Source organism: Sinomonas notoginsengisoli, from assembly GCF_021554725.1.
GTDB classification, from domain to species: Bacteria; Actinomycetota; Actinomycetes; order Actinomycetales; family Micrococcaceae; genus Sinomonas; species Sinomonas notoginsengisoli.
In genome coordinates, this window is record NZ_JAIZDP010000005.1 from 54,780 (window position 1) to 71,564 (window position 16,785).

General features: G+C 70.7%; 14 protein-coding genes. 5 read left to right on the forward strand and 9 right to left on the reverse strand.

Features of this window, described 5'->3' with window-relative positions; all coding sequences use genetic code 11:
- Positions 1-226 precede the first annotated feature (226 nt).
- Together LF262_RS10230 and LF262_RS10235 are read right to left on the reverse strand one after the other, a co-directional pair.
- Entirely contained in the window at positions 227-448 is a 222-nt protein-coding gene (locus LF262_RS10230) for an SCO4848 family membrane protein (protein WP_235780221.1), read from the reverse strand.
- Positions 448-951: a DUF2505 domain-containing protein gene (locus LF262_RS10235; protein WP_235780222.1), complete on the reverse strand. Its 504-nt coding sequence runs from the start codon at positions 949-951 to the stop codon at positions 448-450. Before LF262_RS10235 ends, LF262_RS10230 begins: the two co-directional genes overlap by 1 nt.
- A 434-nt stretch (positions 952-1,385) precedes the next feature.
- On the opposite strand from LF262_RS10235, the gene mfd reads away from it, so the two are divergent.
- Positions 1,386-5,012 carry a transcription-repair coupling factor gene (gene mfd / locus LF262_RS10240; protein WP_372462767.1) on the forward strand — a complete coding sequence of 1,209 codons (3,627 nt, stop codon included), beginning with the start codon at positions 1,386-1,388 and terminating at the stop codon, positions 5,010-5,012.
- Between the two features lie 60 nt (positions 5,013-5,072).
- On the opposite strand, the gene LF262_RS10245 is transcribed toward mfd, so the two are convergent.
- Positions 5,073-6,266, reverse strand: a complete 1,194-nt coding sequence (locus LF262_RS10245; RefSeq protein ID WP_235780224.1) for a pyridoxal phosphate-dependent aminotransferase — start codon at positions 6,264-6,266, stop codon at positions 5,073-5,075.
- A 104-nt stretch (positions 6,267-6,370) separates the two neighbouring features.
- Between LF262_RS10245 and LF262_RS10250 the strand changes: the two genes are divergently transcribed.
- Entirely contained in the window at positions 6,371-7,297 is a 927-nt protein-coding gene (locus tag LF262_RS10250; RefSeq protein ID WP_235780225.1) for a 2-hydroxyacid dehydrogenase, read from the forward strand.
- A gap of 88 nt (positions 7,298-7,385) precedes the next feature.
- On the opposite strand, the gene LF262_RS10255 is transcribed toward LF262_RS10250, so the two are convergent.
- The 5 genes from LF262_RS10255 to nirB form a co-directional block, all read right to left on the reverse strand.
- A complete protein-coding gene (locus tag LF262_RS10255) occupies positions 7,386-7,616 on the reverse strand; it encodes a hypothetical protein (protein WP_235780226.1) in 231 nt (76 codons plus the stop codon).
- Between the two features lie 20 nt (positions 7,617-7,636).
- Positions 7,637-8,335, reverse strand: coding sequence for a deoxyribose-phosphate aldolase (gene deoC, locus LF262_RS10260; protein WP_235780227.1), 699 nt, complete (start codon positions 8,333-8,335; stop codon positions 7,637-7,639).
- A 61-nt stretch (positions 8,336-8,396) separates the two neighbouring features.
- On the reverse strand, positions 8,397-9,566 hold the full coding sequence (locus tag LF262_RS10265; RefSeq protein WP_235780228.1) for a uroporphyrinogen-III synthase: 1,170 nt from the start codon (positions 9,564-9,566) through the stop codon (positions 8,397-8,399).
- The gene (gene cobA, locus LF262_RS10270; protein WP_235780229.1) at positions 9,563-10,645 is read right to left on the reverse strand and encodes a uroporphyrinogen-III C-methyltransferase; all 1,083 of its coding nucleotides are present in this window, start codon (positions 10,643-10,645) and stop codon (positions 9,563-9,565) included. The genes LF262_RS10265 and cobA overlap by 4 nt, the downstream gene beginning before the upstream one ends.
- A gap of 1 nt (position 10,646) precedes the next feature.
- Complete coding sequence (gene nirB / locus LF262_RS10275; RefSeq protein WP_235780436.1) at positions 10,647-13,253, reverse strand: nitrite reductase large subunit NirB; 2,607 nt, start codon at positions 13,251-13,253, stop codon at positions 10,647-10,649.
- A gap of 338 nt (positions 13,254-13,591) precedes the next feature.
- On the opposite strand from nirB, the gene nirD reads away from it, so the two are divergent.
- From nirD to LF262_RS10290, 3 genes are all read left to right on the forward strand, one after another.
- On the forward strand, positions 13,592-13,981 hold the full coding sequence (gene nirD / locus LF262_RS10280) for a nitrite reductase small subunit NirD (RefSeq protein WP_235780230.1): 390 nt from the start codon (positions 13,592-13,594) through the stop codon (positions 13,979-13,981).
- Positions 13,982-14,053: 72 nt separating this feature from the next.
- Positions 14,054-14,263 (forward strand): helix-turn-helix domain-containing protein, encoded by a 210-nt coding sequence (locus tag LF262_RS10285; RefSeq protein ID WP_235780231.1) that lies wholly within the window; start codon positions 14,054-14,056, stop codon positions 14,261-14,263.
- 32 nt (positions 14,264-14,295) lie between these two features.
- Positions 14,296-14,751 (forward strand): Clp protease N-terminal domain-containing protein, encoded by a 456-nt coding sequence (locus tag LF262_RS10290; protein ID WP_235780232.1) that lies wholly within the window; start codon positions 14,296-14,298, stop codon positions 14,749-14,751.
- 165 nt (positions 14,752-14,916) lie between these two features.
- Here LF262_RS10290 and LF262_RS10295 read toward each other — a convergent pair whose 3' ends face one another.
- Entirely contained in the window at positions 14,917-16,776 is a 1,860-nt protein-coding gene (locus LF262_RS10295) for a phospho-sugar mutase (protein WP_235780233.1), read from the reverse strand.
- Positions 16,777-16,785: the final 9 nt, after the last annotated feature.

A 16,785-nucleotide genomic window follows, 5' to 3' on the forward strand; every position in this document is an offset into this window, starting at 1 on the left:
CTCTGGGGCGGACAAAGTCCACGCCGACCAGGCTTCCCGGCACACCTGAGTCCCACTCTACCGGGCCACGCAGGCTGTGGGGCGGAACTACGACAGGGCGCACGGACAGCAGAGCGCCCCGGCCCCCGCACCATGCAGGGCCGGGGCGCCTGTTCGCCACCGGCACGTCCCGGGCGTCCCCCGCCCCGGAACGGCCCCCTGACGGGCCTCCTGAAGAGGCCGCGGCTCAGGAGAAGAGCGTCCTGACGCCCACCACGGCCACCGCGATCCCGAGGGTCATGGAGATCGCCACGAGCGCCAGGTGCACCGTGAAGAACCGTGTTGCACGGCCCTGCTCGTCCTTGGCCCGCGGATCCTTCAGGATGCGGCGGAAGAACTGGGGCCACACCACGAGGTTCCATACGCCGGCCACGATGAGAAGCCAGGACAGGGCGACGGGGAGCTGCATCAGCCGATCTCCCCGGCGAGCCAGGCCTCGGCCTGCGTCGCCTGGAGGTTGAGGGCCTTGCCCACCATCGGCTCGGCCGCGGAGGCGATTTTGCCGCCGAGCAGCGGAACGCCGGAGCTCACGGTGCCGTTGAGTTCGATGCGGGTCGCAGCGCCGTCGGCCGCGAGGCGCTGCACCGCGGCGACGTCGACCGGGGCACCGGCGACCTTGACCTTGATGTCGGCCTGGCGGGAGCCGTCGGCCTCGGGAGCGCCCCACGTCTCGGTTTGGGTGACGTTGAGGTACTCGCCGACTACCTTGCGGGCGATCTCGGGCAGGCGCTGGGTGGGTAGCTGGCGCACGACCGTCGCGGTGAACGGGCCGGCCACATCGCCATCGATCGTGAATGACTCGAGGCGGCCGCCCACGAGTTCGCTCACGTGGCGCTGGAACGCCTCATCGGCGAACACCGCGGCAACGCGGTCGACGGGGAAGTTGAGGGTCTGGCTGGCTGACAGTGCCAAAGGGGTCCTTCCATAGGAGGCTGGGGCGTCCGGAAGAGCGGCTTCCGGCGCAGGCACGCGGGGGCGCGCGCCGAAGACCATCCTAGGGTGCTGGGGTGCTCCGGCCGGACCGCAGGCAGCCCGTGACGCGGCACCACCGCGCCGGTGCGTGGCGACGGCCATGACGCCGCCCACACGGCAGCGTGCGTGGGCTGTTTTGTCCCCTCCATGCCAAGGGCGAAACCAGACATCTGGAGCGGCGGCATTGGCTAAGCTTGAACCGCCCCCGCCACTGCCCCAGTGTCGGGGTTGTCGTGTTGTCTTCTGCGCGCTGAGGATCTGCGTCAGCGCGAGATGAGGAGCCAGAAGTGCCTGTTGAGGTCCTGCGTCCGGCGAGCCGTGGGGGCGCGCCCATCCTCGACGGCCTTCGGCGTGCCGTCGGCGAGGACTCGAGCGTGTCCCGCCTGACCGAGTACGCATCCAAGCCCGCCTCCCGTCGCAGCCAGGACCTCCAGGTCGTCGCACCCGCCGGTCTGCGTCCCGTCGTCGTCGCAGAGGTGCTCGAGGCACTCCCGGAACCGGGCGGCGTCGTGCTCGCGGTGACAGCAACCGAGCGGGAGGCCGAGGATCTCGTCGCAGCCCTCGGCGCGTACGTGCCGGCCGGCTCGGTCGCGCTGTTCCCGAGCTGGGAGACCCTGCCGCACGAGCGGCTCTCGCCGCGGTCGGACACGGTGGGGCGCCGCCTCGCCGTCCTGCGCCGGCTCGCGTATCCCGCCGTGCCCGCGGGAAGCCCCCCAGCGGCTCACGACGGCGCGGGGTCGCCGCTGCGCGTCGTCGTCGCCCCGGTGCGTGCCGTGCTCCAGCCGCTCGTCGCGGGCCTCGGCGACCTCGAGCCGGTGTCCCTCGCCGTGGGACAGGAGGTGCCCTTCGACCACGTGGTGCATGCGCTCGGCGACGCGGCCTACGCGCGCGTGGATATGGTGACCCGCCGCGGCGAGTTCGCGGTCCGCGGCGGCATCATCGACGTCTTCCCACCCACCGAGGACCACCCCGTGCGCGTCGAGTTCTTCGGCGACGAGGTCGAGCAGATGCGCTGGTTCGCCGTGGCCGACCAGCGCTCGCTGACGGGCCCCGCCGTGCACCACCCCGCGGCGCTCGTGGCGGCGCCCTGCCGCGAGCTGCTCATCACGCCGTCCGTCATGAGCCGGGCCGCGAAGCTCAAGGGCCGCCTGCCTGCGGCCGAGGACATGCTCGAGAAGATTGCCGGCGGGATCGCGGTGGAGGGCATGGAGTCACTCGCCCCGCTCCTCGTGGACCGCATGGTCCCCTTCATAGGCGAGCTGCCCGAGGGGTCCCTGGCCCTCGTCGTGGAGCCGGAGAAGGTGCGGGCCCGCGCCCACGACCTCGCGGCGACCAACGAGGAGTTCCTTGCCGCGGCATGGGCCACGGCGTCCGACGGCGGCGCGGCACCTCTCGACGTTGGCCTCGCCGCCGCTGCGGGGACCGGCACAGACACAGCTGAGCACGCCGGCCGTCTCGAGGACGCGAGCTTTGCCACACTCGGCGAGGTGCGGTCCGAAGCCCAGCAGCGGGGCGTCACCTGGTGGTCGCTGACGCCCCTCGCCGCGGACGAGGAGACCGTGCTCGACGTCGACATCGTGACCATCGCCGCACGCGAGCCACGGGGCTATCAGGGCGACGTGGCGGAGATGATGGGGTTCATCGGGGGACGGGTGCGAGACGGGTGGCGCATCGTCGTCGCGACCGACGGCCCGGGGCCGGCCCAACGACTGGCCGAGCTGTTCCATGACGCGGACATTCCCTGCAGCCGGGTGGACGGCCTCGCGCGGCTCCCCGAACCGGGCATCATCGAGATCACGACGGCGCCGGCCGGCACCGGGTTCGTGCTGGACGGGCTCAGGCTCGGGCTCCTCACCGAGGCCGACCTGCTCGGCCGCGCAAGCGCCGCGGGGACCCGCGACATGCGGAAGATGCCCTCCCGGCGGCGCAACGCCGTCGACCCTCTCTCGCTCCACTCGGGCGACTTCGTGGTGCACGAGCAGCATGGGATCGGCAAGTTCGTCGAGCTCGTGCAGCGCCGTGCCGCGGGGGCCGGTCCCGACACGACGCGTGAGTACATGGTCCTCGAGTACGCGCCGGCCAAGCGCGGGGCGCCGGGCGACAGGCTCTTCGTGCCAACCGACCAGCTCGACCAGATCACACGCTACGTCGGCGGGGACACGCCGGCGCTGTCCAAGATGGGCGGCGCCGACTGGGCGTCGACCAAGTCCAAGGCCAAGAAGGCCGTCAAGGAGATCGCAGGCGAGCTCATCCGGCTCTACTCCGCGCGGATGGCGTCCAAGGGCCATGCCTTCGGCCCGGACACGCCGTGGCAGCGTGAGCTTGAAGAGGCCTTCCCGTACGTCGAGACGCCGGACCAGCTCACCTCCATCAACGAGGTCAAGGCGGACATGGAGCGCGAGGTCCCGATGGACCGCCTCGTGTCCGGCGACGTGGGCTACGGCAAGACCGAGATCGCCGTGCGGGCTGCCTTCAAGGCAGTTCAGGACGGGAAGCAGGTAGGCGTGCTCGTGCCCACCACCCTGCTGGCCCAGCAGCACTTCGAGACGTTCTCCGAGCGGTTCTCGGGCTTCCCCGTGCGCATCCGGGCGCTCTCCCGGTTCCAGACCGCCGCAGAGGCCAAGGACACGCTCGAGGGGCTCAGGAACGGCTCGGTGGACGTGGTGATCGGCACGCACCGGCTCCTCTCCAAGGAGGTCCACTTCAAGGACCTCGGCCTCGTGGTCATCGACGAGGAGCAGCGGTTCGGGGTCGAGCACAAGGAAGAGCTCAAGAAGATGCGGACCAACGTGGACGTCCTCGCGATGTCTGCGACCCCGATCCCGCGCACGCTCGAGATGTCCCTCACCGGAATCCGCGAGACCTCCACCCTCGCCACCCCGCCCGAGGAGCGGCACCCCGTCCTGACCTACGTGGGTCCGTACACCGACAAGCAGGTTTCGGCGGCGATCCGGCGCGAGCTCATGCGCGAGGGCCAGGTGTTCTTCGTGCACAACCGCGTCTCCTCGATCGAGAAGCAGGCGGCGGCCATCCGCGAGCTCGTGCCCGAGGCCCGGGTTGAGGTTGCCCACGGGCAGATGTCCGAGTCCCGGCTCGAGAAGATCATCGTGGACTTCTGGGAGAAGCGCTTCGATGTGCTCGTCTGCACCACGATCATCGAGACCGGGCTGGACATCTCCAACGCGAACACCCTGATCATCGACCGGGCCGACCAGTACGGGCTCTCCCAGCTGCATCAGCTGCGCGGCCGCGTCGGGCGGGGGCGCGAGCGGGCCTACGCGTACTTCCTGTTCCCTGCGGAGAAGCCCCTCGGCGACGTCGCGCTCGAGCGGCTCAAGGCCGTGGCCGCCCACAACGAGCTCGGCGCCGGTATGCAGCTGGCCATCAAGGACCTCGAGATCCGCGGCGCGGGCAACCTGTTGGGCGGGGAACAGTCCGGCCATATCCAGGGCGTGGGCTTCGACCTGTACATCCGGCTCGTGGGGGAGGCCGTTGCGGACTTCCGCGGCGAGGGCGAGGAGAAGGTCGCCGAGATGAAGATCGAGCTGCCGGTCAACGCCCACCTCCCGCACGACTACGTACCGGGCGAGCGGCTCCGCCTCGAGGCCTACCGCAAGCTCGCCGCCGCGACGGATGACGCCGGCATCTCCGAGGTCATGGACGAGCTCACCGACCGGTACGGCGAGCCGCCGGCGCCCGTGCAGAACCTCGCGGCCGTGGCCCGTTTCCGGGTCCGGGCCCGTGCGGCCGGGCTGACCGACGTGGCGCTCCAGGGCACCATGGTCCGGTTCGCGCCCGCGGACCTGCCCGAATCCAAGCAGATGCGGCTCACCCGCATGTACAAGGGAGCCCAGTACAAGCCGGCCCTGAACGCGGTGCTCATCCCCAAGCCCAAGACCGCGCCCGTGGGCGGGCGAGACCTGATCGACGGTGAGATCCTCGCGTGGGCGGACCAGGTGGTCGAGGCGATCTTCGCCCCGGCCCCCGCGCCCGCCGCATGACGCAGCGCGTGACGGGCGGCGCAGGACGGCCGGCGCCCGGCCAGCCCACGGTGGATCTGCTCAGCCTTCGAGCCAGGACCGGAGCAGGCCGAGCCCCTCACGGATGTCGTCCACGGGCAGGCCCGAGTAGGCGAGCCTCACGTACGAGCGGTCCTCGCCGGGCTGTGGCCGGCCGAAGTGCAGCCGCGTGCAGAAGGAGACGCCGGTGGCCTGCAGCGCCTCGGCGGCGAACGTCGGCAGGTCGCTGATGCCCTTGAGCGTCATGGCCTCGGTGACGTCGGGAAACAGGTAGAACGTTGCGTTGGGCTTCGCGACCGTGACGCCCGGCATCGAGTTCAGCAGGTCGACCGCGGCGTCGCGGCGCGCCTCAAGCTCGGCGAGGATGGCCCGCGGACCCGCCTGGTCGCCGCGGAGCGCCTCGACCCCGGCGTGCTGGACAAAATGGGTGGTGCAGGACTCGTTGTTCGTGTTCAGCTTCGCGATGGCGGCAGAGACGTCCGGGGGTGCGACCGCACACCCCAGCCGCCAGCCCGTCATGGCGAACTTCTTGCTGAACGTGTACAGGATGACCGTGCGCTCCGCCATGCCCGGCAGCGCGGCGATCGATTCGGACGTGCCCGAGTAGCGCATCTCGAAGTACGCCTCGTCGGAGAGCACCCACAGGTTGTGGCGCTGAGCCAGTTCGGCAATGGCCCGCCGCTCCTCGGCGGTGGATTCGGCCCCGATGGGGTTCTGGAGATCGTTGTACACGATGGCCTTGGTCTTGGGCCCGATCATCGAGGCGACCTGATCAAGGTCGATCGCGAAGCCCGTCCCGGTGGGGATGTACCGGTAGGGACGCGCCACGCCGCCGAAGTACTCGATCTGGCTCTCGTAGATGGGGTAGCCGGGGTTCGGGTGGAGCACCTCGTCGCCCGGGTCCATGACGGCTTGGATGAACTTGGTGATGACGGGCTTGCCACCGGGGTGCACGGTCACCTGCTCGGGGCTGATCTGCATTCCGCGCGCCGCCCCGATGTCCTCGGCGAGAGCCTCGCGCAGGAGGGGAATCCCCGGTCCGGGGCAGTAGCCTGTCTTGCCGGCACCGATGGCCTCGTCCATCGCGTGGACGATGTTCGCAGGCGTCGGCAGGTCGATGTCCCCCAGGTGGAACGGATAGACACGGTGACCGGCAGCGGCCCACTGCTCCGCGGTGCGCGACACTTCGAAGGCAGTCTCTGTGCCCAGTCTTCCCAGCCGTTGTGCGAGTTCCACGTTCCACCCTCGTTCTGACACGACGGGCCCTTGAGCCTCAGGGGCCCGGTGCCGCCATCCTACGACTGTCACGGCGCCCAGCATCGGGGTATAGGCTCCGTTGCATGGCACCCAGAGATCTCGTGGTCAGCATTCCGGACAAGGCCCTGGGGCGTGCTTTCGGGGAAGCGCCCGAGGGTGTGGAGGTCATCGAATGGGACATGTCCAGGCCCGCTCCGAGGGCCGAGATCGACATTGTGGTGCCGCCCTACATGAGCGCACCGACCCTTCTGGCCGCCCTCGACGGCGTCGCCACTCGGCTCGTGCAGAGCCAGTCGATCGGGTACGACGGTGTGGCCGCGGCCCTCCCCTCAGGGCACGTGTTTGCCAATGCGGTCACCGTGCACGAGACGTCCACGGCCGAACTGGCGGTGGCGCTCATGCTCGCCGTGCAGCGGGGCCTGCCGGACTTTGTCCGAGCCGCTTCCCGGGGCACGTGGGCGCCGGCCCGGTATGCCTCTCTCGCTGACCGGACGGTGCTGTTGCTGGGCTACGGCGGGGTGGGCCGGGCCATCGACGAGCGGCTGCGCGGGTTCGAGACGACCGTGCTGCGCGTGGCGTCGCGTGCGCGCGACGAGGGCGGGGTGCATGTGCACGGGATGGACGAGGTGGACTCGCTCGTGCCGCAGGCCGACATCGTTGTCGTCGGCGTGCCGCTGAACGAGACGACGACACGCCTCGTCGACGACCGGTTCCTCTCTCTCCTGCCGGAGGGTGCCCTCCTCGTGAACATGGCCAGGGGACCCGTTGCGGACACAAACGCGATCCTCGACCATGCCCGGCGCGGCCGGCTGCGGTTCGCGCTGGACGTGACGGATCCTGAGCCCCTCCCGGATGGGCATCCCCTGTTCGCGCTGCCGAACGTGCTTCTGAGTCCGCATGTCGGCGGGGCGTCGAGCGCCATGACGCCCAGGATGGCGCGGCTGCTGCGACGCCAGGTCGAGCGAATGCAGCGCGGCGACGAGCCGGAGAACGTGGTGGTCCGGAGCTGAGGCGCGCCGCTGGGCTCCCGGACTAGGACGCCAGACGCCCGCCGTCTCCCCAAGGGAGGCGGCGGGCGTCTGCGACGAGTGCGTCGGTCTAGTGGCGGTGCTCGCTGCCGCTGTCGTTCCTGGCCATGAACGTCATCGGGATTCCGAACGTGGCGGCGAAGAGCAGGATGAGCGCGGCCATCGGCCAGACATTCGTGAAGTCAAGGAACTGCACGAGGTACAGGCCCACGAGGAAGAGGACCATGAAGATCACGAAGAAGATGATGCTGCCGCGGAGGGGGTTCGGCTCGAGGGTGCGGTTGTACTGATCGTCAGACATGTCTCTCCTGTACGGTGCGTCTAGTAGCCGCCGGTGCTCTGCAAGCCACCGGTGACGATGGCCACGCCGGAGCTCGCTCCGATCCGGGTGGCACCCGCAGCAATCATAGCCCGCGCCTCATCCGCAGTGCGCACACCGCCGGAGGCCTTCACACCGATGTCGGCGCCCACCGTGGCCCGCATGAGCGCCACGTCCTCGACGGTTGCCCCGCCGCCGTTGAAGCCGGTGGAGGTCTTCACGAAGTCGGCCCCCGCCTCCACGGCGGCCTCACAGGCAAGGACCTTCTGCGCATCGGTCAGCAGGGAGGTCTCGATGATGACCTTGATGATCGAGGAGCTGCCGTGCACGGCCTCGGCGACCGCCTGGATGTCCTCGGCGAGTGCCCCCCGGTCATCGGCGCGAGCGGCGGCGATGTTGATGACCATGTCGACCTCGTCCGCGCCGTCGAGTGTCGCCCCGCGCGCCTCGAAGACCTTGACGTCTGTCGGCGTCGCCCCGAGGGGGAAGCCCGCGACGGCGCACGTGAGCACACCCGAGCCCCTCAGTGCCTTGTTCGCCGCCTTGACCCACACAGGGTTGACGCACACTGACTTGAACCCGTACCGGACAGCCTCGCTGCACAGGTCGAGGATGTCCCCCTCACTCGCCTCTGGCTTCAGGAGGGTGTGGTCGATGTAGCCGGCAAGGTCCGCGGGAGTCAGTGCGGGCTCGGAAGACACGTCTGCGTCCTTTCGCTTGGGTCATCCCATACTGGCACACCGACCCGATGGCGCGAACGCCTTACGCCCGGGGCGCGGCGACCCGCAGCCGGTACCCGCGCTTCACCACGGTCTGGACGAGCTCGGACATGGGCAGGGCAGCCCGCAGGCGGCTCATTGCCATGTCGAGAGCGTGGCCCGAGGCGCTCGGCGAGACGAGCCGCGCGAGCGCCTCCCGCGGCACGACAGCCCCGCCGGCGTCGAGGAGCGCGCGGAAGAGGAGCATGGCGGCGGGTGCGAGGGACAGCTCCTCGCCTCCGATCGTGATTCCACGGCCCCGCACCTCGATCTCCCCGGCGGGCGACGCGAGGCACCTGACCTGGCACCGGGTGAGATTGTCCGCGACGAGCCGGATGAGGGCGCCCATGCGGAACCGCTCGGGAACCCAGGGGCGCAGGCCGGCTGCCGCGAGCGGCGCGGCCGTGACGGGCCCGACGGCGGCGCTTGCCACCCGTCCGCGCAGGGCGGCGATGAGCTGCGGGTAGGCGCCGAGCTCGTGGGCCGTGCTGAACAGGGCGTCGACGGCGGGGGCGCTCGTGAACGTGACGACGTCGAGTTCGCCCGCGCAGATGGCTCTGATGAGCGACTCGACCCGTTCGCCTTCCGCCGGGCGGACCCAGCGGTAGGGCGTGATGGTGGTCAGGTCTGCTCCTGCGGCGCGAAGCCGGTCGAGCTGGGCGCCATCGGTGTAACCGTGGAGCTGCATGACGATCCGTCTGCCATCGAGTCGGCCGCCTGATTCGTGCAGGACCATGCCGACGAGTGTCGCGGTCGTCTCGTCGTGCGCGATGCCGACGTCGGCGAGCCCGGCCGCGCGGACCGCGCCGCGGGCCTTCGGGCCCCGCACGTACAGCGACGCGCGGCCTAGGACATCCTGCAGGGCGTCGCCGAGGCCAGCAGCCTCCGCGACCTCGAGCCACCGGCGCATGCCGTAGGCGGTGGTGACGATGCACGTGTCCGGGCGTGCAGCGATGGTCGTCCGCGTGTCCTCGATGACGCCGAGGTCCTGGTCCACGGGCGCGATGGTGAGGACGGGGGCGTGCAGCACCTCGGCGCCGCGCCGTTCGAGCGCTTCGATGAGGTCCTCGGAGCGTCGGTGGGACGTGACGCCGACGCGGAATCCCCTGAGCACCGTCTCGAGTCCCTGGCCGGCCGCCGAGGTCGTGGCCGCTGCTGGGCTCTCATGGATCATGTGGCCCCTCCGGCCCCCATCATGAGCGACTCCGCGAGGTCCCGCAGCTCCTCGCCGTCCGCGCTGCCCCGAGCGAGCCGCACCACGCGGCCGATCACGATGACCGCGGGGTTCTCGCACGCCCCTGCATCCGCCTCGACCTTGCCGAGGTCCGTGATCGTGGTGCGCTGGCCGGCCTGATGGCCGCGTTCGACGACGGCGAGCGGCGTGTCCCGTCCGAGTCCCGACCGCCTGAGCCCGGCGGCGAGATGAGGAAGATTGGCGATCCCCATGAGCACGACGACGGTGCCCCCTTCCGCTGCCAGCCCGGCGAGGTGGAGGTGCTCCGCCTCCGTGAGCGGTGCGTGCCCGGAGATGACCGTGAACGAGTGGCTCACGTCCCTGTGGGTGACGGGGATCCCGGCGGCGGCCGGCACGGCGATCGAACTCGAGATCCCGGACACGACGCGTACGGTCACACCCGCCGCGACGCATGCGGCCGCCTCCTCGGCACCACGGCCGAACACGAAGGGATCGCCGCCTTTGAGCCGGACCACATTGGAGCCGGCTCCATCACCCCCGCCAGTCGCGTACTCGACGATCAGGCGGTTGATCTCGTCCTGGGGCACTCTGTGGTGGCCGGGGAGCTTCCCGACGTCGATGAGCTGCGCGGTGGTGAGGTCTTCGAGCTCGCGCCACGGTGCGAGCCTGTCGAACAGGACCACATCGGCGTCACGCAGCGCCTTGACGGCGGAGACCGTGAGGAGCCCGCGGGACCCCGGGCCGCCGCCCACGAGCGTCACGTGGCCTCGGCGCCCGGCGGGCGGCTCGTCGACCTGCGGGACCCCGAGCTTGCGGTAGTGGTCGAGCACAGGCGACCACGCGTCGTCGTGCGTGCCGCGCTCCTTCACAGGGGAGCCGACGACGGCGACGAGCGCTGGCCGCGCGGGCACGGCCACTGCCGCCATGAACGCGGCTGGCGACTCGAAGTGCGCGAGGACTGCGCCCGCCCTGCGGTACCGAAGGACGGCCTGACGCGCGGCGTCCGCGTCGCCGAGCAGGACGACAGGCATCCCCTCCAGGCTGATGCTGAGCTGCATGTCAGGCCTCCTGCCCGGCCGTGCCCGTGCGGACGGGGATCTCGAAGCCCAGGGAGACCTTCTCGCGCTCCGCCGGCGTGGCTGGCCTGATCTGGTCGCGCTCGGTGACGTGGACGATCGAATCATCCGAGGCCCCGGGCGCGTTGACGAAGGAGCGGAACCGGCGAAGCCGCTGCGGGTCCTTCAAGGTCGCTGCCCACTCGTCCTCGTAGTTCTCCACATGGGTGGCCATCGCGGCCTCGAGTTCGGCGGCGATCCCGAGGGAGTCCTCGACCACCACCTGGCGGACGTGCTCGAGCCCGCCGTCGAGCTCCTCCTGCCAGCGGGCCGTGCGCTGGAGGCGGTCCGCGGTGCGGATGTAGTACATGAAGTAGCGGTCAATGTAGGCGATGAGCGTCGCATCGTCGAGGTCCTTGGCAAGGAGCTGGGCGTGGGCCGGGGTCGCGCCGCCGTTGCCGCCCACGTACAGGTTCCAGCCGTCGGCCGTCGCGATGACGCCGACGTCCTTGCCGCGGGCCTCGGCGCACTCGCGCGCACACCCGGAGACGCCGAGCTTGAGCTTGTGCGGGCTGCGGAGGCCGCGGTACCGCAGCTCGAGCTGGATCGCCATCCCCACGGAGTCCTGTTGGCCGTAGCGGCACCAGCTTGAGCCGACGCAGCTCTTCACGGTGCGCAGGCTCTTGCCGTAGGCCTGCCCGGACTCCATGCCCGCGGCGATGAGCTCGGCCCAGATGTCGGGCAGCTGTTCGAGGCGCGCGCCGAACATGTCGATGCGCTGGCCACCCGTGATCTTCGTGTAGAGGCCGTACCTCTGGGCGACGGCCGCGATCACTCCGAGCTTCTCCGGGGTGATCTCGCCGCCCGGGATGCGCGGGACCACCGAGTACGTGCCGTCCTTCTGCATGTTCGCGAGCGCGCGGTCGTTGGTGTCCTGGAGGGTGCCGCGGCCGGCGTCGAGCACGTAGGCCGAGGTCTGGGAAGCGAGGACCGAGGCGATGGTCGGCTTGCAGATGTCGCACCCGGCACCCGTCCCGTAGCGGGACATGATGTCCTCGAACGAGGTCAGCTGCAGGACGCGGATGGCGTCGAAGAGCTCCTGGCGCGAGAGGGAGATGTGCTCGCAGAGCGCCTTGCTGACGGTCACGCCGGACTTGGTCAGCTCGGCCTCGAGGAGCTTCTTGATCATGGGCACACACGAGCCGCACTGGGTTCCGGCGCGGGTGCAGGCTTTGAGGCCGGGGACGTCCCGCACTGGGTCCTTACCTTCGCACGTCCCGCACGCGTTCACCGCATCGCGGAGCGTGCCCGCAGCGACGTTGTTGCACGAGCAGAGGATCGCGTCGTCGGGGAGTTCGGTCTCGGGTGCATCGCCGCCCTCTGCGCCAGCAGTTGACGCGGTGAGGAAGGCGCCGGGCTCGGCCGGCAGTTCGCGGCCGAGGAGCGGGCGCAGCGCCATGTAGGGGGAGGCGTCGCCTACGAAGATGCCGCCGAGGAGCGTGCGCGCGTCGTCGGTCGTGACGATCTTCTGGTACACGCCGCGGGCGGGATCCGCGTAGACGATCTCGAGCGCGCCGGGCTCCTTAGCGAACGCGTCCCCGAAGCTCGCGACGTCCACGCCCGAGAGCTTGAGCTTCGTCGCCGTGTCGAAGCCGGGGAACGTCGCATCGCCGCCGTGGAGGCGGTCTGCCACGATCTCGGCCATCGTGTTCGCGGGGGCCACGAGGCCGAGGCACATGCCGCCGAAGCTCGCGACCTCGCCGATGGCCCACACATTCGGTGCCCCGGTGGCGCAGGCCTCGTCGATCACGACGCCGCCGCGCGGCCCGAGCGCGAGGCCGGCGCTGTCCGTGCTGCCGGTGCTGCCCGCCTCGACGGCCGCATCGACCGCTGCGCGGATGAGCTCATCCCGGGGCCGGACGCCGATCGCGACGACCACGAGGTCAGCGTCGATGACGCGCTCGTCAGCCATGAGGACTCCGGTGACCCGGCCGGCGTCGTCCGTCTGGACCTCGGAGGGGAACACGCCACCGTGGACGGTGAAGCCCTTCGTCCCGATGAGGCGGGTGAGTGCTTGGCCTGCGCCCTCGTCGAGCTGGCGGTTCATGGGCCATGGCGAGCCGTCGATGATGATGGCCTCGGCGCCCAGGGACTTGGCGCCCGCCGCTGCCTCGATGCCGAGCAGGCCTCCGCCGATCACGGCGACGACGGGCGTGCGGCCCAGATCCTTGGACAGGCGGCCGATCTCGGCGCGGAGGAACCAGACGTCCTCGAGCGTGCGGTACACGTAGGACTTGTCGGAGCCGGGGATGGGGAGCCGGGCCGCGTTCGAGCCGGTCGCGAGCACGAGCTCGTCGTACGCGTGCCCTTCGGTCTGGCCGGTGCCGTCCTCCGTATAGACGATGCGAGTTTCGGTGTCGATGCTCACCGCGCGGGCCCCGGTGCGGAGCGTCACACCGGTCTGATCCCACATGGAGGGGTCGCCGAGCGTGAGGTCGACGTCGGCCGGGTCCCCCGTGAGGGCCTTGGAGAGCGCCACCCGGTCATAGGGGAGGTGCGCCTCCTCGGCGATCGCAGTGACCGCGAAGCCGTCGAGGCCACGGGCGGCCATCGCGTCCACGAAGCGGTGCGCGGCGGGACCGCCGCCGACCACGACAACGCGTCGCAGACCAGGGCGTGCGCCAGTCTCCGGGGCCGGGGAGGTCGGCTTCTCGGGCTGAAGGGGAATGCTCACGTGTGGGGCCTTCCGTCGAAGTGGGAGCCGGCAACGGGCGCCGGCGAAACGATTTCCTCCAGCGTACGAACCGGCGATTTCGGTCCAGTTGCCCGTGTGTAACGGCCGATGAACTTCGCTGTCACGAGGATGTTTCGGCCTGTGTGAGGCCTGTTTTACGTGGCTGTGACACAGACTCAACCCCGCCGAAATGGCCCACTCCGTAGCGTTGGAGCATGACGATCACCGCCGACTCACCCGCCCCCGCCGCCCCGACAGACGACGCCCCCCTCGCCCTTTCGGCGGGCGCGTGGCACAGCGTCTGCAATCTGGCTGACCTTGAGCCCAACTGGGGCGAGGCTGCCCTCATCGGTGGCCGGCAGATCGCCGTCTTCCGTCTGGCGACGGACGAGGTCTTCGCCGTCGAGCAGCGCGATCCCGCAACCGAGGCCCATGTCATGGCGCGCGGCATCGTGGGCTCGCGCGGAGAGCGCCGCACGATCGCCTCCCCGCTCCACAAGCAGGTCTACGATCTGGCGACGGGGGAGCGGCTCGACGGGCCCGGCACGTCCATCGCCGCCTTCCCGACGCGCGTGGTCAACGGGATCGTGGAGATCGCGGCCTGAGCCTTCCCCGGGCAACATGCGTCTGTCAGTTTGCATTGACACAATCGTGCCTGTCAGGCTAGATTGACAGATATGGACGAACAGCAGTTATCGCGCTCGCTGGCATCCGAGGATCCCGCCGTGGGCCTCCGGGCGGTCGGAGCGCTCCATCGACTCGCCGAGTCCACGGAGACGCGCTACGTGGCCCTTGCCCGCGAGCGGGGCTGGACCTGGGAACAGATCGGGGATGCTCTCGGGGTGTCCCGCCAGTCCGTCCATACCAAGCACGGCAAGGCACGCTGAGGCGCGCCCTGCCCATCTGAAGGGCGGATGACATGTTCGAACGATTCGCAGCTGCGGCACGCACCACCGTGACGGAGGGGATGCGCGAGGCCGAGCGTCGGGGAGACCGGCGCATCGGCACCCAGCACCTCCTGCTCGGTCTCCTCCACGATCCGGACAGCGCCGCGACGCTCGGCACCGGGCTCAAGGATGCACGCGCTGCGGAGGAGGCCCTGGACCGTGAGGCGCTCGCCGCCGTCGGCATCGATCCGGGGCCGGGACCGCTCGCCGAGGTTCCGGCGAGGGTGGGACGCCTCCCATTCACATCAGGGGCGAAGGGGGTGCTTTCCCGCTCCGTCGGGTATGCAGGTTCCGAGAAGTCCCGCACCATCACGGGCCGGCATCTGATCCTCGCGCTCCTGGACGCACCAGAGCCCGACCCCGCGGCATCGCTCCTCGCGCGCTTGGGCGTTGACCCGCGCACGGTCCGCGCGCGGCTCGCCGCGTGAATCCACGGGTCGTTCGCTTCCTACGACCGTCCTGAGACGCATAACCATCCCTGGGCGGCATAACCGTTGTCACCGCGGGCCGGTTATGCCTGCGAGGGACGGTTGTGCCTGCGAGGAGCGGTTATGCCCGCAAGCCACTCGTCCGAGGGCGTAGCGCCCTCAGGGTCAGAGCCCGAGGGCCTCGCGCACGTCGTCGATCGCCGCGTCCAGCGCGCGGCGCGCCTCCTGGCGCGCCGCGGCGAGCTCCGCGGAGCTGTCCACGGGCCTGATCACCTCCAGATAGCACTTGAGCTTTGGCTCGGTGCCGCTCGGGCGGATGATGACTCTCGTCGCGTCCCGCGTCAGCCATTGGAGCCCCTCGGTGGGAGGCAGCTCCTCGGAACCGGCAGAGAGGTCCAGAGCCGCCTCGACAGGGGAGTCGGCGAAGGACGTCGGCGGGTCGTGCCGCAGGCGCGTCATCATCGCGTCCAGCAGGCCGAGGTCCGCCACGCGGACGCTCAGCTGGTCGGTCAGATGCACGCCGTGCAGCACGTGCAGCGCGTCGAGCCGGTCGAAGAGCGAGAGGCCGTGGGCCTTCACGTCCGCGGCCAGCTCGGCGACGAGCAGGGCAGCGGAGATGCCGTCCTTGTCCCTCACGAGACCGGGCGCGACGCAGTAGCCGAGGGCCTCCTCATATCCGTACACGAGGCCCGGCACACGGGAGATCCACTTGAAGCCGGTGAGAGTCTCGCGGTGGCCCAGACCGGCCGACACCGCGATCCGGGCCAGCAGCCGGGAGGAGACGATCGAGTTCGCGAACACGGGCGCGGCCGCTGAGGCAGCGGGTTCGCCGTCCGCCGCTGCCAGAGGTCCGGCGGCGGGTGAGCCGTCAGCGGCCGGCAGGGGGACGTCGTCGTCCGTCAGGCCCTGAGCCCGCCCGAGTCGCCGCGCCACGTGCGAGCCCAGCAGTGCGCCCACCTCGTCGCCGCGCAGCATGCGCCACTCGCCCGTCGCCGGATCCGGGGCGGCCACGGCACAGCGGTCAGCGTCGGGATCATTGGCGATCACGAGGTCCGCGCCGGCGGACTTCGCCGCCTCGATGGCCAAGTCCAGAGCACCGGCTTCTTCAGGGTTCGGGAAGGCGATCGTCGGGAACGCGGGGTCAGGCTGCGCCTGCTGGGAGACGAGGGAGACGTCGGTGAATCCGGCCGCCCTCAGCACGCTGATGGCCGTCTCGCCGCCCACACCGTGCATTGGCGTGAGGACCACCCTGAGGTCCCGCGCGGGGAACATCTCTGGCTTGGCGAGACGCACGACGGCGTCGCAGTAGTCCGCGGCGATGCTCGCCGGGAGCACGGTCCAGCCGCTCTCGGCAAGGGCGATGTCCCCGACCGGCCCGATGCCCTCGATGAGCTCGGAGATCTCCGCGTCGGTCGGGGCGACGATCTGTGCGCCGCGCCCGGACTCCTCCACGGTGCGGCCGCCGAGGTAGACCTTATAGCCGTTGTCCTGCGGCGGGTTGTGGCTCGCGGTCACCATGACGCCGGCATCGCAGGCGAGGGCCCGCAGCGCGTACGCCAGAACGGGCGTGGGCAACGCCGATGGCAGGAGGCAGGCGTCGATCCCGGCGGCGGTGAAGATCGCCGCCGTCTCGGCCGCGAAGACGTCGGAGTTGGTGCGCGCGTCGTAGCCGACGACGGCGCGCGGCGGGGCGCCGCCGTCGTCTTCCGTCGCGCGGACGCGCCGCGTCAGGAACGCCGCGAGCCCGGCCGCGGCCCGGCGCACGGTGACACGGTTCATCCGGTTCGGCCCGGGCCCGAGGGCAGCGCGCAGGCCAGCGGTGCCGAACTGCAGCGTCCCCGAGAAGGCGTCCGAAAGCTCCTGGACGGCCGCATCGCGGGCGGGCGAGGGACCCGCCGCGGAGGCCCGTGCGAGGGTCTCGCGCAGCTGCGCGGCCGTCTCGGGGTCGGGGTCGGCTGCCGCCCAGACCTCCGCCAGCGGGGCGAGGTCGGCGAGGTCGGGCGTTCCAGGGGGGAGCGTGCTCATGGGGTGCAG

Bases quoted from the DNA above. Each gene is read 5' to 3' on its own strand.
- LF262_RS10230 (WP_235780221.1), bottom strand. From the start codon at position 448: ATGCAGCTCCCCGTCGCCCTGTCCTGGCTTCTCATCGTGGCCGGCGTA.
- LF262_RS10250 (WP_235780225.1), top strand. From the start codon at position 6,371: ATGGCACCCAGAGATCTCGTGGTCAGCATTCCGGACAAGGCCCTGGGG.
- LF262_RS10255 (WP_235780226.1), bottom strand. From the start codon at position 7,616: ATGTCTGACGATCAGTACAACCGCACCCTCGAGCCGAACCCCCTCCGC.
- LF262_RS10265 (WP_235780228.1), bottom strand. From the start codon at position 9,566: ATGATCCATGAGAGCCCAGCAGCGGCCACGACCTCGGCGGCCGGCCAG.
- cobA (WP_235780229.1), bottom strand. From the start codon at position 10,645: ATGCAGCTCAGCATCAGCCTGGAGGGGATGCCTGTCGTCCTGCTCGGC.
- nirB (WP_235780436.1), bottom strand. From the start codon at position 13,253: ATGGCCGCCCGTGGCCTCGACGGCTTCGCGGTCACTGCGATCGCCGAG.
- nirD (WP_235780230.1), top strand. From the start codon at position 13,592: ATGACGATCACCGCCGACTCACCCGCCCCCGCCGCCCCGACAGACGAC.
- LF262_RS10285 (WP_235780231.1), top strand. From the start codon at position 14,054: ATGGACGAACAGCAGTTATCGCGCTCGCTGGCATCCGAGGATCCCGCC.
- LF262_RS10290 (WP_235780232.1), top strand. From the start codon at position 14,296: ATGTTCGAACGATTCGCAGCTGCGGCACGCACCACCGTGACGGAGGGG.
- LF262_RS10295 (WP_235780233.1), bottom strand. From the start codon at position 16,776: ATGAGCACGCTCCCCCCTGGAACGCCCGACCTCGCCGACCTCGCCCCG.